We start from the raw sequence: 23,271 nt of genomic DNA, 5'->3' as shown, positions 1-23,271 counted from the left end.
GCCGCCACTAGTCGACGCGCTGCTGCGCATCGTCTGGGCGCACCAGCGGCTCCGGCTCATACTGCGCCCGCAGGTCCTTGAGCGTCTGCGTGTGCTCCCAGAGGCGCTTGTCCTCGTCCGTGACTGGGGTGAACTTGCGCGCGGCCAGCGGGTTGCCGTCGATGTCGATACCGATGTAGGTCACCGTGGCGTGAATCGCGTTCTGGAGCGACTCGCGTCCGCCGCGCGGGTCCCCCGATCGAACAAAGATGGAGGTATGCATCGAGCGGGAGTCTGTCCTGGTCAGGCGTGCTTCCACCTCGATGAGGTCGCCGATGTGGATCGGCTTGTAGAAGCGGATGCCGCCGGCGTACACCGCTGCGGTGCGTTCCCCGGACCACTCCATCGTGCAGGCCATGCCGGCCTCATCGATCCACTCCATGGCGGTGCCGCCGTGCACATCGCCGCCCCAGTTGATGTCGGTCGGTTTGGCCAGGAAACGGTGGATGGTGCGTGGTGCGGTGGAGTCGTCCGTGTAGGTCTGTTCCAGCATGGACGCCTCGATGGCCTTGCGCAGGTCGATGCGGGAGATCGCGGCGGCTTCCACGCGGCGTTCCTCATCGGTCTCAGGCGTAAATGTCGGCACCGGGGTTGGGCGCCCAGCTGTATCCTTTGCCACGAAAATCACCAGGCAGTCGCACGCGCGGGTGAAAACACCTTCTCGTGGGTCTGCCGAGAGCACCTCGTTGACGATGTGCATGGAAGTGCGGCCAGTCATCGCGATCCGGGAACGGACCTCCACAATGTGACCCGACGGAATCGGTCGGGTGAAGTGGATGTGGCCGACGTAGGCAGTCACGCAGTAGGTCGAAGACCACTGCGCGGCACACGCGTATGCCGCCTTGTCGATCCACTGCAACACACGGCCACCGGAGACGCCCTGGGCGCCCGCGTGGAGAACATCTGTAGGAGCCGCCATGAAACGCAGCGTGATGGAAGGAGACTTCATGGCACCACAGCATAATATGAAATCCATGGCACAGAGGAAGGCACCGAAGAAGACAGAGGTGGACCCGGCAGCGACACGAGCGGCCGTCCTGGCAATCAAGGACTGGCTGTTGGACGAAGAGGGCGTCGACAAGCCCGGCAGGGCCCTGCTTGCCGACGCCGTTCGCCGCACCGCCCGCACCCTCGCCCACGAGATGCCCGGACACACAGTAGAGCTGCGAGTACCCCCGTTTGTTGCGGTGCAGTGCGTCGAAGGCCCCCGCCACACCCGCGGCACCCCGCCCAACGTCGTGGAGATGGACCCGACCACCTGGCTGCGAATCGCCACAGGTTGTGCCACTTTCGAGGAAGAAGTTCGCGCCGGGCGTATCGACGCCTCTGGCTCCCGAGCCCACGAAGTCCAAAAAGGGCTGCCCGTTCTACCCCTTCACCCCTAGGTGTTCGTTAGAGTAGAGCACGTGCGAACCGAAGAGGAATACATCGGGGATGACACGCCGCGCGAAGAATGCGGTGTGTTCGGCGTTTGGGCGCCCGGTGAAGACGTATCAAAACTGACATATTTCGGACTATTTGCCCTCCAGCACCGCGGCCAAGAAGGCGCAGGTATCGCTGTGGGCGACCATGACCAAGTGGTGGTGTTCAAGGACATCGGGCTGGTCAGCCAAATCTTTGACGAGCCGACGCTCGGCGCGCTGCAAGGCGACGTCGCCATCGGCCACACCCGGTACTCCACGGCGGGCAACAACTCGTGGGACAACGTGCAGCCAATGTATCGCGTCAGCCCCAACGGCACCGACGTCGCGCTGGCACACAACGGCAACCTGACCAACTACGTCGAGCTGCAGCGCGAAGCCGTGGAGCGCAAGCTTATCCCCGCCGACGGGGTAGAGGGCCAAGGCTCCTCCTCCGACACGGCGGTCGTCTCTGCCCTCCTCGCCGACGCCATCCGCGACGACGTCACCCTCCTGGAATCCGCGCGCCAACTCCTGCCGCGCGTCAAGGGTGCGTTCTGCTTCATGGTGACCGACGGTAAGACCCTCTACGCGGCCCGCGACCCACACGGCGTGCGCCCACTGTGCCTCGGCCGCCTGGAACGCGGCTGGGTCGTCGCATCCGAAACGTGTGCGCTGGACATCGTGGGCGCCTCCTTCGTCCGCGACATCGAACCAGGCGAGCTCATCGCCATCGACGAGACCGGCGTCCACTCCGAGCGCTTCGCCGACGCACCACACGCGCACTGCGTGTTCGAGTACGTCTACGTCGCCCGGCCCGACTCAGTTGTCGACGGCCAATCCGTCAACAGCGCCCGCATCGACATCGGGCGCCGCCTGGCCCGCGTCGCACCCGTCGACGCCGACCTGGTCATGCCGGTCCCAGAGTCCGGCACCCCGGCAGCAATCGGCTACGCCGAGGAATCCGGCATCCCGTTCAAGCAGGGCATGATGAAGAACGCCTACGTGGGCCGCACCTTCATCCAGCCCTCGGACACGCTGCGCCAGTTGGGCCTGCGACTGAAGCTCAACCCGGTGCGCGAAGTCATCGAAGGTAAGAAGCTCGTCGTCGTGGATGACTCCATCGTGCGCGGCAACACCCAGCGCAAACTGATCCGGATGCTGCGCGAGGCCGGCGCCGCCGAAGTGCACGTGCGCATCGCTTCGCCACCAGTGAAGTGGCCGTGCTTCTACGGCATCGACTTCGCCAGCCCCGGCGAACTCATCGCCAACCACGGGCGCGGCGGCAACGAAGAAGTCGTCGCCGAGTCCATCAGGACCATGGTGGGTGCGGACTCCCTGGCGTTCGTCACCACCGAGGACATGATCGCCTCCACCAACCAGCCAGCCTCCAACCTCTGCGCGGCCTGCTTTACCGGCGAGTACCCACTCGGCCTCCCGGAGGGCAACCACAACGCAGATCTTGTTCGTCGTCTTCAGAAAGGTGAAAACGCATCATGACCCACCACAACACCCCAGCTGACTCGGGCGTGTCCTACGAGGCCGCAGGTGTCTCCATCGAAGCCGGCGACAAGGCCGTAGAGTTGCTCGCGCCCCTTGCCAAGCGCGCCTCCCGCCCAGAGGTCCAGGGCGGCATCGGCGGCTTCGCCGGCCTGTTCGCCTTGGGCAAGTACAAGGAGCCGCTGCTCGCGGCCGGATCCGACGGCGTCGGCACCAAGCTGGCCGTCGCTCAGGCGATGGACAAGCACGACACCATCGGCATCGACCTGGTCGCCATGTGCGTCGACGACCTCGTCGTCTGCGGCGCGGAGCCACTTTTCTTGCAGGACTACATCGCGATCGGCAAGGTCGTCCCCGAGAAGGTCGCTGACATCGTTTCCGGCATCGCCGAGGGCTGCGTCCAGGCAGGCTGCGCCCTGCTCGGTGGCGAGACCGCGGAGCACCCAGGTGTCATGGACGTTAACGACTACGACGTTTCCGCCACCGCCATCGGCGTCGTCGAAGCTTCCGAGCTCCTCGGCCCGGACAAGGTCCGCGAGGGCGACACCATCATCGCGATGGCGTCCTCCGGCCTGCACTCCAACGGCTACTCACTCGCACGCTACGTGCTGCTCGAGCGCGCCGGCCTGCCTCTCGACGGCCACGTCGACGCCCTCGGCCGCACCCTCGGCGAGGAGCTTTTGGAACCAACCAAGATCTACGCTCTCGACTGCCTGGCGCTTGCCAAGGAGTGCGACGTGCGTACGTTCTGCCACGTCACCGGAGGTGGCCTGGCCGGCAACATGGAGCGCATCATCCCTGAAGGCCTGGTCGCAGACATGGACCGCTCCACCTGGACCCCCGGTCCGATCTTCCAGACCATCCAATCCGTCGGCGACGTCCCCGTCGAGGAGATGGAGAAGACCTTCAACATGGGCATCGGCATGGTGGCCGTCGTGGCACCAGAAGCGCGTGACCAGGCGTTGGCGCTGCTGAAGGACCGCGGCATCGACAGCTGGGTCCTCGGCGAGGTCCGCGCTGCAGATGCCGACGAGGATGCCCGCGCGGTGCTTCGGGGCCAGCATTCTTAGGACTCACGCACCACATTCCGCAATTTCAATCAACGGGCTTCACAAAAGCCTAGGTCGCTGATTAGCTGTGCAGGAATGTGGTGTCTCCTTGGTCGCCCCAGTGCCAAAGGACGCACCCAGTTTTATTTAGCCCTTTTGTGGCCTGCGGATACGTAAGGGTCCTGTTTTGGAATTGCGTCCTTTGGCACTCGTGCTCCTGTGCGTGCACCAAATTCCCTCCCGCCCGACCAGCGACCAGGGAAAACGCCAGGCCTCTATCTAAAACCAAGGAATGTGGTGTCTCCTTGGTGCCAGCAGCCCCTGAACGAGTGTTAAAGGCACCAAAAGAACACCCGCGGCCCGGATGGGCAGCAGGTGTTCTTTGTAAGCGTTGGACGTTTAGCGGCCTGAGGTGCCGTATGCATCCCAGTCGGCGTAATCGGCGTACTGGTCATCTACCTCGTAGTCGTCGTCCTCTTCCCAGCTCTTCTTCGGAGCTTTGCCTGCGAGCTCGCGTTGGAGCGACTCGAGGTCCATTTCAGGAGAGTTGTACTTGAGTTGGCGAGCAACCTTGGTCTGCTTTGCTTTGGCGCGTCCGCGACCCATTGCGTGACCCCCTTGAGGTGGTTCTTCTGGGCGGCTCCCGGGCAGGGAGCGGCCTCATGCTTTTCGATTCGTTAATTGTCCTGTAGGACATAATAGCGCGAACGTTCCAAAAATTCCCCTCCACGGGGTGACCTGTGTGTTTGCCCAGCGGGCCCCGGCAAGAGCCCACACAGGGGCCAGTCTGAGACCTAGTTGCCGCGCAACCGTTGTTGGGCCTTGCGCCCGGCTTTCTCGCCCTCGTCGGTGGGGATGGAATCGGGGTCGATGCGGGCGGAAACGCCATCGATGTCAAGGTCGACGGCGGTGCCGGCGTTGAGGGCGGACCGTTTTAGCCGGGCGAGTGCGATGGGGCCGTAGTCGGCGTCGTGGACGACGGTGCCCAGCGTGCCAACCGCGCGCCCGCCCGCCCGGATGGTTGCACCGATCTCTGGCTCGGTGGGTGCGGAGCCGTCGAGCTGCAGCATGACCATCAGGCGGGGGGAGCGGCCAATGTTTTCCACGCGCGCGACGGTTTCTTGCCCGCGGTAGCAGCCCTTCTCCAGGTGGACGGCGGCGATGCGGTCACCGCGGTTGATCAGGCGCGGGGCTTCGTGCGGGATGGTTTTTTCGTCGCAGTCGGCGCCGAGTTCGGGCTCGCCGGCCCGCACACGCTCGGCGGTGAACGCCATCAGCCCGCCGAGCACGCCGCCGCGTTCCACCAGCGCATCGACGACCTCTTCGAGCCGGTCGCGTTCGACCGCGATGTCGAAGCGCGCGTGCGCGGTCCACGGGGACACCCGCCGGGAAAACGCCGCGCCCTCGACTGACGCGAGGGCCTCCGTGGCGCCTTCGGGGCCAATCAGTGTGAGGATCGCCAGGTCGGTGTCGGTGATGGTGACGTCGGACCAGAACACCATTTTGCGTAGGAACGCGGTGAACGTTTCGTATTGCGCGGCTGGCAGGTCGAGGTAGAACGTGGTGCCGTCGTAGAAGACGTCGGCGTGGTGGAGGATCCTGCCCTGCGCGTCGAGGTCGAGGGCGGAGGCTGCGAAGCCGGAGGGGGCGTCGTCAAGCTTTTGTGAGAGGAGGTTGTTTAAGAACTCTGGTGCGTCGGGCCCCGCGACCGCGATGATGCGGCGCTGCGAGCGGTCGATGATGACGGGCTGGGTGTCCATGGCGCGTTGTTCGCCGAGCGGCTCCCCGTAGTGCCAGGCGACCCCCTTCGCGTCGAGCGGCGTCGTGCCCGCAAACTCTGCGGCGCCAGGGCGTTGCAAAAGTGGAGAAGAGTTCAACACATCCACCATCGTAGCGGGATACTATGAACGCATGGGTTCGTCGCACTTGTTACCAACTCCAGTGATCTATCTTGTGGAACCGTTCGGCGGTTCTATTCGACGCCAAAACGCCAGCATGCCGCACGTGTTTTGGGACGACGCCGCCGTCACGCGTGGCGACGGCATCTTCGAAACCATCCTGATCCGGAAGGGGGTGCCCGCCAACCTTGAGGCCCACATTGAGCGTTTCCGGCGAAGCGCCCGCACACTCGACCTGCCGGACCCGGGGGTGGACCACTGGGTGAAGGCGACGAATGAGGCGGTGGCCGACTACGTACGCGAGCGCGGCAGCGAGCCGGAGGACGTCGACGCGCGCTGCGTGTGGACGATGACGCGTGGCCGCGAAACCACCAGGGTGCCCACGGCGTGGCTGACGGTGCGCCCCATCGACGAGACTGCGTTGAAGCAGCGCAAGAGCGGGGTATCGGTGATGACGACCTCGCGTGGCTACTCCTTGGACACCGGTGAGCACGCAGTGCCGTGGATGCAGGTAGGCGCGAAGACCTTGAACTATGCGGCGAACATGGCTGCGCTGCGCTGGGCGAAGAGCCACGGGCACGACGACGTCATCTACATCGACCCCACCACCGAGCGCGTGCTGGAAGGTGCGAACTCGACGGTGATCGTGGTGAAGAAGGGCGGGCGGATCCGCACGCCGAAGCCGGGGCCGGGCATCCTGCCGGGCACGACGCAGGCCGCGCTGTTCGAGTACGCATCCGAGCGCGGCTGGAAGTGCAAGCAGAAAGACATCTACCTCAATGAGCTGTTCAAGGCTGAGTCGGTGTGGCTGGTGAGCTCCACGCGGATGGCAACGAGGGTGAAGCGCCTGAATGACAAGAAGCTCCCGGCCCCCGAGAACGCTCGGGAGATCCAGGAGCTGGTGCAGCAGGCGCTCGACGCGAGTCTTGGCCTGTAAAAGCCGGTAAACCCTAGTGCTTAGCCGGCGATGCGCTTGAGCTCGGCGGACATGTAGGGGACCATCTCGCCGTCGACGGCGCGCTCGTCAACCCAACCGAGGTTGTTGTTCGGCATCAGGCCGTAGACGCGCTTGCCCGGACCGTGGTTCTCAGGGCCGGTTTCCGTCACGATGGTCGACGCGCTGGTCAGCTGCCATGCGCGCTCGTTGAGCAGCGTGCCGTACATGATCTCGGTGAGCCCGCGGGAGTTGGTCAGGGTGACCTCGATTTCGTCCTTCAGGGAAATGCGCCAGAAGCCGACCTCGCGCTGGTCCGCGCCGGTGGGTTTGCCGTCCTCGTCCAGGCGCCAGATGCGGGACTCGAAGCGGAGGTAATTCTCGCCGTCGTGGGAGATGACCAGCTGCTGGCCAAACGCGTACTCGTCGCCGTTATCGTTGGCCTGGCCCTCGCCGTGCCACACGCCGACCAGCGGCAGAAGTGCTAAGAGGCCGTCGTGGAGGCTAGGGCCCTCGCGAAGGTTGGCCGTGTCCGCTGGCAGCGGCATCTCATCAAACCCAAGCGCTGGGATATTGCGGTGCGCAGTCGCCTTCGACTGCTCCGCGGCGAGGCTGACTGCTTCGTTTCCGTTTAGTTTTTCACTCATGCCTACCAGGCTACAACGTCCTACACCAGCGGCGCGAGGTCGCTGGCCTCCACGACGGTGTTGATGCGGTCGCGGGAAAACTCGATGGAGCCGCCGGAAAGTTGCACGTTGTCGGCCTGGCCGCCTAGCGGCAGGTCGCGGGTGTCCCTGTCCAGGGTGTACGCGTCGATGACGCGGTCGGTGAGGTCGGAGGGGACGTCGATAAGCTGGCTGGGCCGCATGCGGAAGGTGGGGCCGTCGAGGCGCAGGGTGACCACGACTGTGGTGGGAATGTCCGTGCCGGGGACGGTGCCGGTCATGCGGGCTTCGCTCGCGGTGCCGCCGGAGGGCGAGATGTCGTAGGGGTGCGCGATGTCGAGGTCGGTCATGCCGAGGAGCTGGCCGAATGCGACGCCGTCGAGGCGTACTGTGCGGCGCACGACGTCGGCTTGCGCGCCGGTGAGGTCCGCGCGGCGCAGGCGTTGCCCGGCGCCCGCGGGCAGTTCCAGGTTGATCAGCTCCACCCCGGCGTTGCCCACGCCGACGCCCGCCACCGGCACGTCTACGGAGTGCAGGCTCACCCTTGACACAGCTCCGGTCACAGCAGCCAGCGCCACCGGGAACCCGGAGATGTAGGCCTCAGGGGCGACTTCGAGCCCGTTGAGCTGCGCGGCCTGCCTCGAGAGCGTGCGCTCCACACCGGAGGCGAACAGGGTGTCGGCGGCGCCACCGACGCACAGCACCGCAACGAGCCCGAGGGCGATCGACCGTTTCTTCACGTCTCTAGTTGTACACACACGCTAGCCTTGGGGCATGACGAACACTCGCTTTCACCCCCAACCGCTCACGCTGCCGGAACATCCGGAGACGGCCAAACAGGTCGAGGCGATGCTGCAGCGCGTCGCGGACTACGACGGCATCGCAGCCTTTTCCGAGCAGTTCCTCAACGGGCTTCACGACGCCCGCCTGGGCCACAACCACCTGGTAGTCAACCAAGGTGACGACGTTGTAGGAGTCGTGGGGTTCGCCCCGGACGGTTCGGCGGAGCTCGCGGTGGATCCGCAGTCGCGCGGTCAGGGGATGGGCCGCAGCCTTGTCGACGCCACCTTCGCCCACAACCCCGCCGCCGGCCTGTGGGCCCACGGCAACCTGCCCGACGCCCACGAGGTTGCGCTGCTCCTCGGGCTCCGCCCGGTGCGCGAGCTGCTCGTGATGCGTCTGGACGAGGTGCGCGCTGAACCCGTGCAGCTGCCCGAGGGATACGAGGCGTTCAACCTCACCGAGGCGAGCGCAAAGTGGGGCCGTGGGGCCGTCGAAAAGGCGTGGCTGGAGGCCAACAACCAGGCGTTTTCCTGGCACCCGGAGCAAGGCGGCTGGGATATCGAGCGCCTGCACCGCGCGATGGAAGCGGAGTGGTTCGACCCAGCCGGGGTGTGGCTGCTCTACCGCGGCGAGGAGCTTGCGGGCTTCCACTGGACGAAGCGCCACCCGGACGGCACCGGAGAGGTCTACGTTGTCGGCTTGGCGGACGCCTTCCGCGGCCACGGCCTTGGCGGCGTATTGATGGAACTGGGGCTGGTTCACCTCGCGGAGCAGGGAAGCCCGGCCGTGATCCTCTACGTTGAGGCGGACAATGCCCCGGCCGTGAAGCGCTACGAGGAGCTTGGATTCCAGGTCGCGGAGCGCCACGTCGTATATAAAGCGGCGGGGGCAGCGGCGGGTGATTAAACCCAACCGTCACGCAACATTCATGTGAAGTTCACGAATAGGGGCCTTTAGTGTTCACCATCACGCTTTAGCGTTACTCCTCGAACATTAAAGGTCACTATTTCTTGGAAAGGTATTCCACGTGAATTTCAAAAATCAGCGTTCTGCAGCAGTATTCGGTGCATTGGCGGTAGCGTCGGCCGCGTTGGTTGCGTGTGGCAACGGTGCAGACAATGCGGCGGACACCTCCGCAACGGATACCCCCGGTTCCGATGCTGCAGTCGCAGGGGAGTACGAACTTTCCGGCGAAACTGGGCAGCTGCTGGCGGAGGGCGCGTCTTCGCAGCAGAACGCGATGGACTACTTCCGTACCGTGTACGAGGCAGACGTTCCGGGGGCAACGCTTGCGTACAACCCGACCGGCTCCGGCGCTGGCGTGAAGCAGTTCCTGGATAACCAGGTGGTCTTCGCAGGCTCCGACTCGCCACTGAAGGAAGAGGAAGTCGCAAAGGCTGCGGAGCGCTGCGGTGGCAACGAGGCGTGGCACCTGCCGTTCGTGATTGGCCCTGTCGCGGTTGCATACAACCTGGAGGGCGTCGACGAGCTGACGCTGAGCGTTGACAACATCGTGGAGATCTTCCAGGGCGTCATCAAGAACTGGAATGATCCGAAGATTGCGGAGTCCAACCCGGGCGTGGAGCTGCCGGACCAGAAGATCAACGTCGTTTACCGCGCTGATGAGTCGGGTACCTCGGACAACTTCCAGAAGTTCCTGATTGCGGCGTCGGATGGCAAGTGGGAGTCGAAGGGCAAGGCGTTCCCGACGGAGGTTGGCTCCGGTGCGAATGGCTCCACCGGTGTCGCTGACCAGGTGGCAAACACCCCAGGCGCGATCACCTACGTTGAGGCGGGCTTCGCAGACAAGATCGCGAAGGTTGACTTCGGCAACGGCCCGGTTGAGCTGAACTCCACCACCGTGGGCAACGCGCTGGCACACATGAAGTTCTCCACGGAGGGCCACAACATGGTGGTGGACTCGGAGGCACTGTTCGCGTCGAAGGATGCGGAGTCCTACCCGCTGATCCTGACCACATACGAGATTGTGTGCTCGGCTGGCTACGATGCCGCAACCGCTGGCATGGTGCGTGACTTCCTGAACGTGGCGCTGGACTCGCAGGACAGCGAGCTGGAGTCCGAGGGCTTCATTCCGGTGTCGGGCGCGCACGCTGAGCGTCTCCGTGAGGCCATCAACGCGATTCAGTAACAATGGCTGCAGCTCAAGTTGAGGCGCGCCCCCGGCGCCGAGCCGGGGACCGCGTCTTCGAGGGCGTATCGACGTCCTCTTCGGTTTTAATCACGCTCATCATTTCTGCGATTGGCGCATTCCTCCTGCTGGAGGCGTTGCCACCGCTGCTGCGGAACGAAGGCGGCTTCCTCGGGTTCCTGACGTATTCGGGCCCGTGGGAGACGGCGAACCTGGACGCAATGCGTTTCGGTATCCCGAACTTGTTCTTCTCCACGGTGATGATCTCGCTCATCGCGCTGCTGATTGCGATGCCGGTCGCGCTGGGCGTGGCGCTGTTCCTTTCGAGCTTCGCGCCGAAGCGCATGGTGCGCCCGCTCGCGGTGCTGGTGGACCTGCTGGCCGCGGTGCCGTCGATTGTCTACGGCATCTGGGGCGCGAAAGTGCTGGGACCCGCGCTCGGCAAGTTCTACGAGTGGGTGCATTCCTGGGGAGGCGACTTCTTCCTCTTCGCGCACTACCAAAACTCGCCGTCGTTCGCGACCGGCCGCAACATCCTGACCGGTGGCATCGTGCTGGCCATCATGATCTTGCCGATCATCGCAGCCACCGCCCGCGAGATCTTCACGCAGACGCCGCGCGGTCTCATCGAGTCTGCGATGGCCTTGGGCGCGACGCGCTGGGACGTGGTGCGGATGACGGTGTTGCCGTTCGGTAAATCCGGCTTCGTGGCCGGTTCTATGCTGGGTCTTGGCCGCGCGCTGGGCGAGACGATGGCGCTGTACATGGTGGTTTCCCCGGCACCGCTGTTCCGCGGCTCGCTCTTCGACGGCGGCACCACCTTCGCAACCGCTATTGCGAATGCATCGGCGGAGTTCAACAACCCGATTAGCGCTGGCGCCTACATTGCGGCGGGCTTGGTCCTGTTCGTGATTACGTTTGCGGTCAACGCTGCAGCGCGCGCGATTGTGAGGAGAAGTAAATGACAACAAAGCCTATGTCGCCATTTACCCCCGTGGCGAAGTCGCGCACGATCAAAAGCGCTGTGATGGGCACGCTCGTGGCTGCCACGATGGTGCTGGCGATGCTGCCGCTGCTGTGGCTGCTGGTCACGGTGGTCGGCCGCGGGTGGGACGCCATCAGCGACGTGTCCTGGTGGACCACCGACATGGTCGGTATCCGCGCCACCAAGGAGGGCGGCGGTGCGCTGCACGCGATTGTAGGAACGCTGGCGCAGACGTTGGTGGCGTCGATAATTGCGATCCCGATTGGCGTGGCCACCGCGATCTACCTGGTGGAGTATGACAAGGGCGGGAAGCTGGGCAGGCTGACCACGTTCATGGTGGACATCCTGTCAGGTGTGCCGTCGATTGTTGCCGCGCTGTTCATCTACGCGCTGTGGATCACGGTGCTGGGGCAGGCCCGCTCGGGTTTCGCGGTCGCGCTGTCGTTGATCCTGCTGATGCTGCCCGTGGTGGTGCGCAATACGGAGGAGATGCTGCGCGTGGTACCGATGGATCTGCGTGAGGCGTCCTATGCCCTGGGCGTGCCGAAGTGGAAGACCATCGTGCGCGTTGTGGTGCCGACGGCCTTCTCCGGCATCACCACCGGCATCATGCTGGCGATTGCCCGCGTGATGGGCGAGTCCGCGCCGGTGCTGATCCTCGTCGGATCCACGCCGATCGTGAACTGGGCCGGCATGTTTGGTCAGCCGCAGTCCTCGCTGCCGCTGTTCATGCTGGACATGTGGAAGGCAGGCGGTACGGGTGCGGCCGCCGACAGGCTGTGGGGCTCGGCGCTCACACTGCTCATCATTGTTGTTGTGCTCAACGCGCTCGCGCGGTTGATTGCCGCGAGGTTTTCAGTGAAGAAATAAGGATTACGTGCAATATGTCGAAGCTTCAGATGCGTGACGTCAACATTTACTACGGTGATTTTCACGCGGTGCAGGACGTCACCATGGAGATTCCCGCGCAGGCAGTCACTGCGTTCATCGGGCCCTCGGGCTGTGGCAAGTCAACCGTGCTGCGCACGCTCAACCGCATGCACGAGGTGATCCCGGGCGCCTCCGTGCAGGGCGAGATCATCCTGGACGGCCACAATATTTACGGCAAAGACGTGGACCCGGTGTCGGTGCGAAGCACTGTCGGCATGGTGTTCCAGAAGGCAAACCCGTTCCCGACGATGTCCATCGAGGACAACGTCGTGGCGGGCCTGCGCCTTGCAGGGGTGAAGAACAAGAAGGAGCTTAAGGACGTCGCGGAGCGCTCCCTGCGCGCGGCGAACCTGTGGGACGAGGTCAAGGACCGCCTGGACAAGCCGGGTGGTGGCCTTTCAGGTGGTCAGCAGCAGCGCCTCTGCATCGCAAGGGCCATCGCGGTGCGCCCCGAGGTCTTGCTTATGGACGAGCCCTGCTCCGCCCTCGACCCGATCTCGACCCTGGCCGTGGAGGAACTCATCCACGAGCTGAAGGAGAACTACACCATCGTGATCGTGACACACAACATGCAGCAGGCCGCGCGTGTGTCCGACAAGACGGCGTTCTTCTCCCTGGAAGCAACCGGTAAGCCTGGCCAGCTCATCGAGTTCGACGACACCACCACGATCTTCGAGAACCCGTCACGGCAGGAAACCGAAGACTACATCGCAGGCCGCTTCGGCTAGCCGCTACTTCTTGGCTCTGAACCGCCGCTCGATTGCCGCCAGCTTCGAGTGGCGGTCAAACGCGTCCTCGTCGCGCTGCTTCATGTACTCCTTCGGGTTTAGGCCCGTGACCAGGAAGACGACGCGTCCTGCGACGTTCACGCAGCGGTCCGCGTAGCGCTCGTAGTAGCGGGAGACAAGCGCCACGTCGACGGCCTCCCGCGCAGAGTGCTCCCAGGAGTCAGACGTTGTGATGGCGTTGAGGTAGTCGTGGAGGTCGTCGACACCCTCGTCGATTGCGTTGAGCTCAACAGCGACGTCCGCGTCAGGGTCGAGCAGCAGGTCGTGCGTGATGTTGACCATTTCGTCCACGCGGGCGGCCATCTCAGCGATCGGGGCGTGCTCCGTGTTCGGCAACACGGGGAAAGGGTGGCGCAGCCGCGCCAGCTTCGCAATGTGCTTCGCCATCGCGCCCATCCGCGAGAAGTTCTCCACGATATAGATAGAGGACAGCACCTGGCGCAGGTCTCCCGCCACCGGGTTCTCCAGCGCGAGCAGGCTCATGCTGCGCTCCTCGCAGCGCAGCTTCAGCTCCTTGAGCGGGTCGGACGCGTTGAGGGCATGCTCGGCGTCCTCAAGTGACTGCTCCAGCAGCGCGGTGGACGCCAGCTGCATGACTTCGCGCACGGTGTCGCACATCTGCAGTAGGTCGCGGTTGAAGGCTTCGAGGTGTTCACGGTAGGCGGTACGCATGCCCGCCATAGTAATAGGTATGGCCTCATCAACGAGGTAAAAGCCTAGCCGCCGTTATTCTCGATCTCGGCGCCCTCCGGCACGGTGTCGTCCTCCGGGTCGTCGAGCCAGCCCTCAGGCAGAGCCACTTTGGAGGAGGAACCCTGGCGGCCGCGGGCGTCGTCGGCGTGTTCGGCGAGCTCCTCGGAGTCTGCGATGGTCGCCAGCAGCGCCCCGAGCTCATCGAGCGTTTCCACCCGGGCAAGGTCCTTGCGGAATTCGCCGCCAACCGGGAATCCGCGTAGGTACCAGCCGGTGTGCTTGCGGATGTCGCGGCAGGCCTGCTGCTCACCGACGTGCTCCGCGAGCAGCTCCGCGTGGCGGGCGATGATGCCGCTGACGCGCCCCAGCGTTGGCTCCGGCGGGATCGGCTCCCCGCGCAGCTGTGCACCGATCTGGGCGAACAGCCACGGCCTGCCCAAGCACCCGCGGCCGACCTCCACGCCGTGGCAGCCGGTTTGCTCCATCATGTCGGTCGCATCTTTCGCCGCGAAGATGTCCCCGTTGCCGATCACCGGCAGCCCCGTGCCGCGCATGTGCTCAACCAGCCGGGCGATCTCGTCCCAGTGCGCCGCCCCGGAGTAGCGCTCCGCGGCAGTGCGCGCGTGCAGCGCCACGGCTGCCGCGCCCTCCTCGGCGGCGATGCGCCCGGCGTCCATGTGCGTGTGGTGGTCGTCGTCAATCCCGATGCGGAACTTCACCGTAATCGGCACCCCCGAACCTTCCGCCGCGCGGACAGCCGCGGCCACGATGTTGCCGTACAGCCTGCGCTTATACGGGATGGCCGACCCGCCGCCGCGCCGGGTGACCTTGGGCACCGGGCAACCGAAGTTCATGTCCACATGGTCGGCGATGTTTTCCTCGACGATCATGCGCACCGCCTCGTACGTGTAGGCGGGGTCCACAGTGTAGAGCTGCATGGAGCGCGGCTGCTCCACATCGGCGAAGCGGATCATCTTGAGCGTTTTCTCGTTGCGCTCGACCATCGCGCGGGCGGTGATCATCTCGCAGACGTACAGCCCGGAGGTGGTGCCGGTGAGCTCCTGCTCAATTTCGCGGCACAGCACGCGGAACGGCATGTTGGTCACGCCGGCCATCGGCGCGAGGAGGACGGGGGAGTTCAGCTCCAGGCCGCCGATGCTCAGATGTGGGTTCATAGTGCCCCCATTGTTCCCGCCACTGCCTGCGCAGTCCAATTCGGATGTCCTTTTTGTTTGTCGACGCCCGCTTCGCTCGGTAGGGGGTATCCAGTGAGGGTGACCTTTCTGGATGTTTGCGTAGTTTTCTGCCGTAAGACCTAAGTCACAATTATGGTGGTGTGATATCTGAATCATCAACACGAAGTGAGGTTTTTAATGAGCGAGCGTATCGCGAGTGACAAGCTGCGCGCCAAGGTCATGACTGCAGAGGAAGCTGCCCAGTTCGTGAACCATGGAGATAAGGTCGGGATCTCGGGATTCACCGGCGCTGGTTACCCGAAGGCAATGCCTGCTGCGATCGCAGCCAAGGCAACCGACGAGCACAACGCTGGCCGGGAGTACGCAATCGACCTGTTCACCGGCGCCTCGACGGCACCGGAGTGCGACGGCGTCCTGGCGGAAGCAAATGCGCTGCGCTACCGAATGCCGTACCAGTCTGACCCGCAGATGCGTAACAAGATCAACGCCGGCGAGATGAAGTTCCAGGACATCCACCTGTCCCACTCCGGCATGATGGTTGAGCAGGGTTTCTTCGGCGACGTGGACGTCGCGATCGTCGAGGCGGTCCGCATTACCGAGGAGGGCAACATCGTGCCTTCCTCGTCGGTCGGCAACTCTGTTGAGTACCTCAACGCGGCGAAGAAGATCATCATCGAGGTAAACGAGTGGCAGTCGCTCGATCTCGAGGGCATGCACGACATCTGGCTCGTGCCACCACTGCCGAACCGCATCCCGATCCCGATTACCAAGGCTGGCGACCGCATCGGTACTACCTACATCGAGATCGATCCGGAGAAGGTCGTCGCCGTCGTCAAGACCAACGCTGAGGACCGCAACGCGCCGTTCAAGGCTCCGGACGAGACCTCTGAGCGCATCGCCGCGAACTTCCTCGACTTCCTCGAGCACGAGGTGCGCCACGGCCGCCTCACCTACGACGGCTACGTTATGCAGTCCGGCGTGGGCAACGTGCCGAACGCCGTGATGGCCGGCCTGATGGACTCGAAGTTTGAGAACATCCAGGCGTACACCGAGGTTATCCAGGACGGCATGGTCGACCTTATCGACGCCGGCAAGATGTCCGTCGCATCCGCAACGTCCTTCTCGCTGTCCCCTGAGTACGCAGACAAGATGAACGCGGAAGCCAAGCGCTACCGCGAGTCCATCATCCTGCGCCCGCAGCAGATCTCGAACCACCCGGAGGTCATCCGCCGCACCGGCCTGATCGCATCTAACGGCATGATTGAGGCGGACATTTACGGCAACGCGAACTCCACCCACATCAACGGCTCCCGCATCATGAACGCTCTGGGCGGCTCTGGCGACTTCACCCGCAACGCCTACATCTCCTCGTTCATCTCCCCGGCGACCGCGAAGGACGGAGCGATTTCCTCCATCGTCCCGATGGTGTCCCACGTGGACCACACCGAGCACGACGCGATGGTCTTCATCACCGAGTTCGGTGTCGCTGACCTGCGCGGCCTCGCTCCACGTGACCGTGTGGCCAAGATGATCGCGATTGCCCACCCCGACTACCGCCCACTGCTCGAGGAGTACGTGGAGCTGGCGTCGAAGAGCAAGTTCCAGCAGACGCCACACGATCTGCGTCACGCGTTCGACTTCCATACCCGCATCATGGAAACCGGCACGATGAAGAAGTAGCGCCAGCTACGACACTACATCCGGGCCCGTCGGCGAGACAGCAACCTCGATGCCGACGGGCCCGTCGACGTGTACGACCGCAATCACCGTGCGCTGTGGCAGCGCGCCGGGTAGCGGTTCGTGCAGCAGGACGTCGAGGAGGTGCTCCGCGGCGTCGATGGAGAGGTGCTCGGTTGGCTCGTCCAGCAGCAGGATCGGGGCGTCGCTGACCAGCGCGCGGGCCAGCAGCAGTCGGCGGCGCTGCCCGGAGGACAGCGAGTCTGCGCCGTTAGCCAGCATGAAATCCAGGTCGAACTCGAAGCCGGTCGCCTCCAGCGCTTCGGCCATGCGGGCGTCGCTGGCGTCGCCGTTGGCAACCAGCAGGTTCTCCCGCACCGTCGTGGCGAACACCCATGCGTCCTCCGCGAACAGACGCGCACCCTCCGCGATGGCCGCCGTCCCGCCGGCGACGGGCAGCAGCCCAGCGAGCGTCTCCAGCATCGTGGTCTTGCCACAGCCGGAAGGACCGCGCACCAGCATCCGCTGGCCGGGGGCAAGCTCGAAGTCCCATGCTTGGTCGCCGTAGACGGTGCGCAGCGCCTCCGCCCGCACGGCCACGCCGGTCTCCGGGTGGGGGAGGGGGCCGCCGCTGAGCTTCGTTGTCTCTTCGGCGCGGTCCGCGACCTCGCGCAGGCGGTGGGCACTGCGCTTCGCCTGGTCCGCGTGCACCGCAGCCCCCGCGAGTGGGCCGTGCGCCTCAAAGGCCGCCAGCGGCAGCATTACCAGCATGCCCAGCCACACCGGGTTGCCCGTATACGTCTCGACGGCCAACCACGTGATGAGCAGTGCGCAGATGCCCGTGGCCCACGCCTGGATTGCAGACGCGGTGGCCTCTGGGCGCGTGGATTGAGCCCACGCCTTGCTCGCATCCGCCGAGGCCTGCGCGGCTTGCTCTATCAGCGCGTCGCCCTTGCCGGCGACGGCGTACTCCACCCTGTCGTGCAGCACCGAGTCGAGCTGCAGCGTGAAAGCGTTTTCTGCCTCGACAAGGAAGGTGTTGCGCGAAGCGCGCGTCGCTAAGTAGGGGATGAGCAGGCCCGTGAGCGCGAACCCACCCGCCATGATCACCGCCGCAAGGGGGTGCAGCAGCGCCGCGCCCACGATGGCTACCACCGTGAGCACCACGGCGACGCCACGCGGGACGAGCGTGCGCACGATGTAATCCGTCACGCGCTCCGTATCCGCCACCAGCAGCGCCTGGCCCTCGCCGCGGCCCACACGGCCGGCGGCCGCCTGGGCGTCGTACATGGTTGCGCGCAGCGTGGTCAGCGCGCGCAGGCCCAGCTTGTGCGCCACCAACCGGTCAAGGTAGCGGAACACCGCTCGCGAAATACCCAACGCGCGCACAGCCGTCACCGCCACCGAGAGGTCCAGCACCGGCGGCATCTCCCACGCGCGCGTAATCAGCCAGCCGGACAGTACCGTCAGGCTCAGCGCCGCCAGCAGCGTGATCGCACCGGCGATGACCGGGCTGATCAGGTCGCGGGGACGCACCTGTGCGATGCGCAGCAAAAACTTCAAGTCACTCATACCTGCACCACCTGGTCCGCGGCGTCGAGTACCCGCTGGTCATGGGACGCAACCAGCACCGCAGCGCCCCGCTGCGCCAGCCCGCGCATCCTTCGTATCACTTCGTCAACTAACTCGGGGGAGAGGTGCGCAGTCGGCTCGTCCAACACGAACACGTCCGCGTCCGCGGCGAACGTGCGCGCAATGCCGACGCGCTGTCGCTGGCCTGCGGAAATGCCGTCCCCGTACGGGCCGACAGCATGTGCCTCGGACACGCCCACCAGGCTGACGTCCCCGCGCGCGCCAAACAGTGCCACGTTCGAGCCCACGGTCCCAGGCTCCATCGCCGGGGTCGCAGGCAGATACGCCACCTTCTTCTCGACGGCCACTTCGCCCCCAACCATTGCATCCGGCAACTGGCCCAGCACCGCCAACAGCGTGGTTGACTTACCAGAACCATTCGCGCCGGTCAGCACCGTGACCTGTCCGCGCGGTGCATCAAACGTCAGACCGTCCGGGCGTACGCCGTCGCGCCCACGCACGCTCAGGTTGCGTACCTGCACACCGGGTTCCTCGGCGATGTAGGAGCCGGTGGTGGCGGAGGGGGCGTCGAGAAGCTCGAGGACGCGCTCGGCAGCGCTCAGGCCGTCGGCTGCGGCGTGGTAGCTTGCGCCGACCCTACGGATCGGTGCGAAAACCTCCGGGACGATGATGAGCACCGTCAGCCCGGCCAGCAGCGTGATCGAACCGGTCACCAGCCGCAGGCCGATGCTCACCGCGACCAACGCCACCGACAGCGTCGCGATGAACTCCAATGCGAACGAGGACAGGAATGCCAGTCGTAGCACTCCCATCGTGGAGTCCGCGTGTTTTTGGCCCGTTTGGCGGATCTGCTGCGCAGGACGCTTCGTGGCGTGCAGAGCGCGCAGTGTCGGGGCACCTGCCAACAGGTCCGACAGTTGAGCTCCCAGCCCAGCTGTGACCTCGAGTCGGCGCTTGGTGTGATCCGCCGTCAACTTGCCGATCAGCACCATAAACATCGGAATCAACGGCAGCGTAATCAGGCAAAACACGCCAGAGATCCAGTCGAAGTAGAAGATGACGGCGACCACGATTGGGGTGCCGATGGCCGTCGAAAAGAGGGCAGGGAGGAACTCCGTGAGATACGGGCGGAAGTCCGTAATGCCGCGCGTGAGCACATGGCTCCACGTTGCCGAATCCTGCTCCACCGCGCGCGGGTCCTGCTTCGCCAACGCCCGCAGCGCCTTCGTCCGCAAGTCCTCTACAACGCCGCCGACCGCATCGGCGGACCAGCGCTGCGCTACCCACGACAACACGCCGTGGGCCACAACAACGCCAGCAAGCGCCAACAGCAACGAGGCACGCGGAACCGCGCGCTCCGTCACCGCTGACGCTGCGACAAACCCAATCAAAATACCCCGGGCCACCAGCAGTAGCGTGTCTGCAGCTTGCGCAACGCCCGTGCGCACAATGAGTTGGCGCACGGGCGGAACGAGGCGAAGTAGCCGGGGGTCAATCGGCGAGGCCATAGCCTAGACCGACACCCTCTTCCGGAACGCCCAGTAGGTCCAAATCTGACCCGCCAGGACGATCGGGGTGAGGCACACAGCCGCCCACGTCATCACCTTCAAGGTGTACGGCGAGGAGGACGCGTTGCGGATATCCCAGCCAGCGAACAGGTCGCTTGTCGACGGCATCACGTCCGGGAACAGCGATCCGAACAGGACAATCGCGCAGCAGATAATGGCAAACGCCGTCATCCAGAACGCCAATCCATCACGGTTGCCAGCGATAGCAACCGCCGAAACGATCAGGCCGACCGCCGCGAGTGCCAGCGGGATCCAGGTCCAGCCAGCCCCCAGCGTGAGCTGGATCCACAGCAGGTACGCCGCGCCAACGACGATCGCCGGGCCAGCAATGAACTTCTTCGCGAACGCGTGCATCTCAGCACGCAGCGGATCGTGGGACTTAAACCCAAGGAACGTCGCACCGTGCAGCATGAACAGCAGCACGAACGCCACGCCGCCCAGCAGGCCGAGCGGGTTGAGCAGGCCAAGGAAGCCGTCATAGAAGGAATCCAGACGGCCCTGCTCGTTGAGCGGAACGCCCATCACGATGTTCGTGAAACCAACGCCCCACAGCAGCGTAGGCAAGTAGGAGCCAAACGCCGTGCCGGCGTCGCAAAGCCTGCGCCACTTCAGCGTGTCCACCTTGACTCGCCACTCCAAGCTCACGCCGCGGACAATCAGGCCCATAAGGATGAGCACCAGCGGCAGGTAAAAGCCGGAGAACAGCGTGGCGTACCACTCAGGGAACGCCGCGAAAATCGCCGCGCCGCCCGTAATGAGCCACACCTCGTTACCGTCCCAGATCGGGCCGATTGTCCTGATCGCAGCCGTGCGACGACGGTCGTTCTCGATCTCATCGCCCTTCATGAACGGCAACAACATGCCAACACCGAAGTCAAAGCCCTCCAACACGAAGTAGCCGGTGAAGAACACTCCGATGATCACAAACCAAAGCACTTGCAAGTCCATGATTTATAGCTCCTTGTTGTCCGCAGTGGTTGTGGTTGCGCCGGACTCCTGCGAAGACTTGAAGCTCAACGGCTCCAACTCGGTCTCGGCGTTCGGGCCGTAGAGCACGTCCTTCAGGCGCTTGGAGTCGCCCTCGTGCAGTCCAGGCTGGTCCATGCCCTTACGGACCTGACGCTGAATGAGCCACACCCACAGCACCGCACCGATGCCGTAGAGCACCGTGAACAGCACCATAGAGAGCAGCACCTGCCACGGCTGGTGGTCAGAAACACCGAAGTCCAGCAGCATGTGAATGTTCTGTTCCATCCCCGGGTGGTCCCCACCCTGGAACGCAGGGTTCGGATGGACGATCCACGGCTGACGGCCCATCTCAGTGAAGATCCAGCCCGAAATGTTCGACAGCCATGGAGCCGGCAGCGCCACCAGGCACAAGGTGCCCAGCCACTTCGCAGTAGGCACGCGCTTGCCGCGGGTTACCCACAGGCCTACCAGCGCCATCACGACGGAAACGACGATGAAGAAGATCATCATGCGGAAGGACCAGTACGTCACGAACAGGTTCGGGGTGTAGTTGCCCGGGCCGTACAGCGACTCGTAGTACTGCTGCAGATCCAGCACACCCTGCAGCTCAACGCCAGAAAGCTTGCCCTGTGCCAGGAACGGAAGCACAAATGGCAGGCCGATCAGCTGGGTTGCGGACTCGCAGTCGTTGTACGTCGAGATAGAAAGCACCGAGAAGTGCGGATCCAGCTCAGTGTGGCACAGTGCCTCTGCCGACGCCATCTTCATCGGCTGCTGCGTAAACATCAGCTTGGCCAGCTCGTCACCAGTCAGCGTGATGAGCACCGTTGCAGCGAGGATGACCCACGCACCGAAGCGGGTGCAGGAACGCCACACCGTCGCGGCATCCCCATCCGGATCGCCCTTGCGGGCCTCGCGGATCATCCACCAGCCAGCGACGCCGCACACCAAGGTGCCCGCGAGCATCCAAGCGCCGAACACCGCGTGCGGGAATGCCCACAGCACCGTCGGGTTCGTCAGCAACGCCTTGAAGGAAACCAGCTCAGCGCGGTTCGTCTCCGGGTTGAACACAGCGCCCACCGGGTGCTGCATGAACGAGTTTGCGGTAATAATCCAGAACGCCGAGATATTCACGGCGATTGAAACAATCCAGATCGACGCAAGGTGTGCCCACTTCGGCAACCTGCCCCAACCGAAAATCCAGACGCCGAGGAAGACGGACTCAAAGAAGAACGCCGTCAGGCCCTCGAAGGCGAGCGGTGCACCAAACACGTCTCCCACGAACGAGGAGTATTCAGACCAGTTCAAGCCGAACTGGAACTCCTGGACGATGCCTGTGACAACGCCCATCGCGAAGTTAATGAGGAAAATGTTTCCGAAGAAACGGGTCGCGCGGTACCAGCGCTCGTCGCCAGTCTTGTGCCAGATGCTTTGCATGATCGCAACCATCGGCGCGAGTCCCATGGTCAGTGGGACGAAAAGGTAGTGATAGACCGTCGTAATGCCGAACTGCCACCTTGACAGATCGACTAAATCTAGCGGCATTGTGACTCCTTCAACGTAAACAACCAATAAAGGTTATGGTCATGTATTTACCGTAGCAGGCGCCGAAAACCCCTAACTTCCAGGGAGTATGACCATATATGGGGGTAGCGTCCTGAAGGGTCATTTCGGGGTGGGTTTACGATTTCGGCCCACCCTTGAGTTGTGCTAAGTTGTTGCGCACGGGCCTTTAGCTCAGTTGGTAGAGCTACGGACTTTTAATCCGCAGGTCGCGGGTTCGATCCCCGCAGGGCCCACATTCAGCGCCACGCGACTTCGGTCGGTGGCGCTTTTTGTTGGATGCAGAATGGCTTGAGTCGGCGCGCCCCTTGAAAACTTGCTATGTACTGGTGATTTGTGATGTTATTCTGCATCGGCTTATGATGGTCGAGCTGTTAACGCAGCGGGCCCCCATCGTCTAGAGGCCTAGGACTCCGCCCTTTCACGGCGGCAACACGGGTTCGAATCCCGTTGGGGGTACTTCAGCCGCAAGGTTGAAACGCAAAAACATATGGCCCTGTGGCGCAGTTGGTTAGCGCGCCGCCCTGTCACGGCGGAGGTCGCGGGTTCAAGTCCCGTCAGGGTCGCCATGTTTGAAGAGTCGGAACGGAAACGTTCCGGCTCTTTTTATTTTGTCCAACCTGCCTACATGAAGAGGTGAAGTGGCGTCGAAAAATAGGGTTAAGCGACAAAATGTGTGCTTTTCTCGGCGTGTCGACTTAAGTGACAAAATGTGTGCTTTTTCAGGGGTTGGGATGGGTGGGTTGTGGGGTGTTGTGCTGGGGCTATGAGCGTCCTGCCCAGCCGTGTCGGATGGCCCAGGAGGGGTTGAAGTCGGTGTCGATGCCGGTGTCGTAGACTTTCGGCCGGCCGTCGGGTGAGTTGGCTTGGTCGCGTTCACGCATGTGTGCCT

Annotated in this window: 21 protein-coding genes and 3 tRNA genes; 13 read left to right on the top strand and 11 right to left on the bottom strand. The window is 64.0% G+C overall.

Translation table 11 applies throughout. The features are described from left to right. Positions 1–7: 7 nt before the first annotated feature. Complete coding sequence (locus tag JMN37_RS09695) at positions 8–988, bottom strand: acyl-CoA thioesterase (RefSeq protein WP_330166371.1); 981 nt, start codon at positions 986–988, stop codon at positions 8–10. A gap of 25 nt (positions 989–1,013) precedes the next feature. Between JMN37_RS09695 and JMN37_RS09690 the strand changes: the two genes are divergently transcribed. From JMN37_RS09690 to purM, 3 genes are read left to right on the top strand one after another with little or no spacing between them, the layout of a single operon-like run. Further along, positions 1,014–1,424 (top strand): sterol carrier family protein, encoded by a 411-nt coding sequence (locus tag JMN37_RS09690; protein WP_070361939.1) that lies wholly within the window; start codon positions 1,014–1,016, stop codon positions 1,422–1,424. Between the two features lie 21 nt (positions 1,425–1,445). Then, a complete protein-coding gene (gene purF / locus JMN37_RS09685) occupies positions 1,446–2,939 on the top strand; it encodes an amidophosphoribosyltransferase (protein ID WP_252931992.1) in 1,494 nt (497 codons plus the stop codon). After that, the gene (purM, locus tag JMN37_RS09680) at positions 2,936–4,009 is read left to right on the top strand and encodes a phosphoribosylformylglycinamidine cyclo-ligase (protein WP_070975533.1); all 1,074 of its coding nucleotides are present in this window, start codon (positions 2,936–2,938) and stop codon (positions 4,007–4,009) included. The genes purF and purM overlap by 4 nt, the downstream gene beginning before the upstream one ends. Positions 4,010–4,387: 378 nt before the next feature. Here purM and JMN37_RS09675 read toward each other — a convergent pair whose 3' ends face one another. Both JMN37_RS09675 and ygfZ read right to left on the bottom strand, forming a co-directional pair. Beyond that, positions 4,388–4,594 carry a DUF3073 domain-containing protein gene (locus JMN37_RS09675; RefSeq protein WP_070478076.1) on the bottom strand — a complete coding sequence of 69 codons (207 nt, stop codon included), beginning with the start codon at positions 4,592–4,594 and terminating at the stop codon, positions 4,388–4,390. A gap of 188 nt (positions 4,595–4,782) precedes the next feature. After that, complete coding sequence (ygfZ, locus tag JMN37_RS09670) at positions 4,783–5,868, bottom strand: CAF17-like 4Fe-4S cluster assembly/insertion protein YgfZ (protein WP_252931991.1); 1,086 nt, start codon at positions 5,866–5,868, stop codon at positions 4,783–4,785. 31 nt (positions 5,869–5,899) lie between these two features. On the opposite strand from ygfZ, the gene JMN37_RS09665 reads away from it, so the two are divergent. Continuing rightward, positions 5,900–6,823: an aminodeoxychorismate lyase gene (locus tag JMN37_RS09665; protein ID WP_252931990.1), complete on the top strand. Its 924-nt coding sequence runs from the start codon at positions 5,900–5,902 to the stop codon at positions 6,821–6,823. Positions 6,824–6,843: 20 nt separating this feature from the next. Here JMN37_RS09665 and JMN37_RS09660 read toward each other — a convergent pair whose 3' ends face one another. Continuing rightward, positions 6,844–7,467 carry a heme-binding beta-barrel domain-containing protein gene (locus JMN37_RS09660; RefSeq protein WP_252931980.1) on the bottom strand — a complete coding sequence of 208 codons (624 nt, stop codon included), beginning with the start codon at positions 7,465–7,467 and terminating at the stop codon, positions 6,844–6,846. A 20-nt stretch (positions 7,468–7,487) separates the two neighbouring features. After that, on the bottom strand, positions 7,488–8,225 hold the full coding sequence (locus JMN37_RS09655; RefSeq protein ID WP_252931977.1) for an LmeA family phospholipid-binding protein: 738 nt from the start codon (positions 8,223–8,225) through the stop codon (positions 7,488–7,490). Between the two features lie 34 nt (positions 8,226–8,259). Here JMN37_RS09655 and mshD point away from each other — a divergent pair, with 34 nt between their 5' ends. From mshD to pstB, 5 genes are all read left to right on the top strand, one after another. Next, positions 8,260–9,174, top strand: a complete 915-nt coding sequence (gene mshD, locus JMN37_RS09650) for a mycothiol synthase (protein WP_252931975.1) — start codon at positions 8,260–8,262, stop codon at positions 9,172–9,174. Positions 9,175–9,295: 121 nt separating this feature from the next. Beyond that, positions 9,296–10,417 carry a phosphate ABC transporter substrate-binding protein PstS gene (pstS, locus tag JMN37_RS09645; RefSeq protein WP_071573152.1) on the top strand — a complete coding sequence of 374 codons (1,122 nt, stop codon included), beginning with the start codon at positions 9,296–9,298 and terminating at the stop codon, positions 10,415–10,417. 2 nt (positions 10,418–10,419) lie between these two features. Then, the gene (pstC, locus tag JMN37_RS09640) at positions 10,420–11,382 is read left to right on the top strand and encodes a phosphate ABC transporter permease subunit PstC (protein WP_071573153.1); all 963 of its coding nucleotides are present in this window, start codon (positions 10,420–10,422) and stop codon (positions 11,380–11,382) included. Beyond that, positions 11,379–12,272: a phosphate ABC transporter permease PstA gene (pstA, locus tag JMN37_RS09635; protein ID WP_370296059.1), complete on the top strand. Its 894-nt coding sequence runs from the start codon at positions 11,379–11,381 to the stop codon at positions 12,270–12,272. Before pstC ends, pstA begins: the two co-directional genes overlap by 4 nt. A gap of 14 nt (positions 12,273–12,286) precedes the next feature. Then, positions 12,287–13,060, top strand: a complete 774-nt coding sequence (gene pstB, locus JMN37_RS09630; protein WP_070361951.1) for a phosphate ABC transporter ATP-binding protein PstB — start codon at positions 12,287–12,289, stop codon at positions 13,058–13,060. A 3-nt stretch (positions 13,061–13,063) separates the two neighbouring features. On the opposite strand, the gene JMN37_RS09625 is transcribed toward pstB, so the two are convergent. Both JMN37_RS09625 and dusB read right to left on the bottom strand, forming a co-directional pair. Further along, complete coding sequence (locus tag JMN37_RS09625) at positions 13,064–13,792, bottom strand: phosphate signaling complex PhoU family protein (RefSeq protein WP_070363440.1); 729 nt, start codon at positions 13,790–13,792, stop codon at positions 13,064–13,066. A gap of 44 nt (positions 13,793–13,836) precedes the next feature. Beyond that, a complete protein-coding gene (dusB, locus tag JMN37_RS09620) occupies positions 13,837–14,988 on the bottom strand; it encodes a tRNA dihydrouridine synthase DusB (protein WP_252931973.1) in 1,152 nt (383 codons plus the stop codon). 198 nt (positions 14,989–15,186) lie between these two features. Here dusB and scpC point away from each other — a divergent pair, with 198 nt between their 5' ends. Then, a complete protein-coding gene (gene scpC, locus JMN37_RS09615) occupies positions 15,187–16,689 on the top strand; it encodes a succinyl-CoA:acetate CoA-transferase ScpC (protein WP_070361953.1) in 1,503 nt (500 codons plus the stop codon). 6 nt (positions 16,690–16,695) lie between these two features. Here the strand turns inward: scpC and cydC are convergent, their stop codons facing one another. Genes cydC through JMN37_RS09595 form a run of 4 tightly spaced genes read right to left on the bottom strand, consistent with a single transcriptional unit; the run spans position 16,696 to position 22,361 of the window. Next, positions 16,696–18,258 (bottom strand): thiol reductant ABC exporter subunit CydC, encoded by a 1,563-nt coding sequence (gene cydC, locus JMN37_RS09610; protein WP_252931971.1) that lies wholly within the window; start codon positions 18,256–18,258, stop codon positions 16,696–16,698. Continuing rightward, positions 18,255–19,787 carry an ABC transporter ATP-binding protein/permease gene (locus JMN37_RS09605; RefSeq protein ID WP_252931962.1) on the bottom strand — a complete coding sequence of 511 codons (1,533 nt, stop codon included), beginning with the start codon at positions 19,785–19,787 and terminating at the stop codon, positions 18,255–18,257. Before JMN37_RS09605 ends, cydC begins: the two co-directional genes overlap by 4 nt. Before the next feature lie 3 nt (positions 19,788–19,790). Further along, a complete protein-coding gene (gene cydB / locus JMN37_RS09600; protein WP_252931960.1) occupies positions 19,791–20,795 on the bottom strand; it encodes a cytochrome d ubiquinol oxidase subunit II in 1,005 nt (334 codons plus the stop codon). Between the two features lie 3 nt (positions 20,796–20,798). Beyond that, positions 20,799–22,361, bottom strand: coding sequence for a cytochrome ubiquinol oxidase subunit I (locus JMN37_RS09595; RefSeq protein ID WP_070361957.1), 1,563 nt, complete (start codon positions 22,359–22,361; stop codon positions 20,799–20,801). Between the two features lie 181 nt (positions 22,362–22,542). On the opposite strand from JMN37_RS09595, the gene JMN37_RS09590 reads away from it, so the two are divergent. From JMN37_RS09590 to JMN37_RS09580, 3 genes are all read left to right on the top strand, one after another. Then, positions 22,543–22,615 (top strand) — tRNA-Lys (locus JMN37_RS09590). Between the two features lie 150 nt (positions 22,616–22,765). After that, positions 22,766–22,838 (top strand) — tRNA-Glu (locus JMN37_RS09585). A gap of 33 nt (positions 22,839–22,871) precedes the next feature. After that, positions 22,872–22,948, top strand: a tRNA-Asp gene (locus tag JMN37_RS09580). Positions 22,949–23,271: the final 323 nt, after the last annotated feature.

The sequence above is a fragment of the Corynebacterium lipophilum genome (assembly GCF_024102595.1).
Classification (GTDB): domain Bacteria; phylum Actinomycetota; class Actinomycetes; order Mycobacteriales; family Mycobacteriaceae; genus Corynebacterium; species Corynebacterium pseudogenitalium.
Note: the sequence above shows the minus strand (reverse complement) of the source record. Positions and strands in the feature narration are given on the sequence as shown.

Excerpts from the sequence above, each read along its gene's own strand:
- cydB (WP_252931960.1), bottom strand. The coding sequence starts at position 20,795 with ATGGACTTGCAAGTGCTTTGGTTTGTGATCATCGGAGTGTTCTTCACC.
- JMN37_RS09595 (WP_070361957.1), bottom strand. The coding sequence starts at position 22,361 with ATGCCGCTAGATTTAGTCGATCTGTCAAGGTGGCAGTTCGGCATTACG.
- JMN37_RS09695 (WP_330166371.1), bottom strand. The coding sequence starts at position 988 with ATGAAGTCTCCTTCCATCACGCTGCGTTTCATGGCGGCTCCTACAGAT.
- JMN37_RS09665 (WP_252931990.1), top strand. The coding sequence starts at position 5,900 with ATGGGTTCGTCGCACTTGTTACCAACTCCAGTGATCTATCTTGTGGAA.
- JMN37_RS09675 (WP_070478076.1), bottom strand. The coding sequence starts at position 4,594 with ATGGGTCGCGGACGCGCCAAAGCAAAGCAGACCAAGGTTGCTCGCCAA.
- pstC (WP_071573153.1), top strand. The coding sequence starts at position 10,420 with ATGGCTGCAGCTCAAGTTGAGGCGCGCCCCCGGCGCCGAGCCGGGGAC.
- mshD (WP_252931975.1), top strand. The coding sequence starts at position 8,260 with ATGACGAACACTCGCTTTCACCCCCAACCGCTCACGCTGCCGGAACAT.
- pstA (WP_370296059.1), top strand. The coding sequence starts at position 11,379 with ATGACAACAAAGCCTATGTCGCCATTTACCCCCGTGGCGAAGTCGCGC.
- JMN37_RS09660 (WP_252931980.1), bottom strand. The coding sequence starts at position 7,467 with ATGAGTGAAAAACTAAACGGAAACGAAGCAGTCAGCCTCGCCGCGGAG.
- JMN37_RS09690 (WP_070361939.1), top strand. The coding sequence starts at position 1,014 with ATGGCACAGAGGAAGGCACCGAAGAAGACAGAGGTGGACCCGGCAGCG.
- purM (WP_070975533.1), top strand. The coding sequence starts at position 2,936 with ATGACCCACCACAACACCCCAGCTGACTCGGGCGTGTCCTACGAGGCC.
- scpC (WP_070361953.1), top strand. The coding sequence starts at position 15,187 with ATGAGCGAGCGTATCGCGAGTGACAAGCTGCGCGCCAAGGTCATGACT.
- JMN37_RS09625 (WP_070363440.1), bottom strand. The coding sequence starts at position 13,792 with ATGCGTACCGCCTACCGTGAACACCTCGAAGCCTTCAACCGCGACCTA.
- JMN37_RS09605 (WP_252931962.1), bottom strand. The coding sequence starts at position 19,787 with ATGGCCTCGCCGATTGACCCCCGGCTACTTCGCCTCGTTCCGCCCGTG.
- dusB (WP_252931973.1), bottom strand. The coding sequence starts at position 14,988 with ATGAACCCACATCTGAGCATCGGCGGCCTGGAGCTGAACTCCCCCGTC.
- cydC (WP_252931971.1), bottom strand. The coding sequence starts at position 18,258 with ATGAGTGACTTGAAGTTTTTGCTGCGCATCGCACAGGTGCGTCCCCGC.
- pstB (WP_070361951.1), top strand. The coding sequence starts at position 12,287 with ATGTCGAAGCTTCAGATGCGTGACGTCAACATTTACTACGGTGATTTT.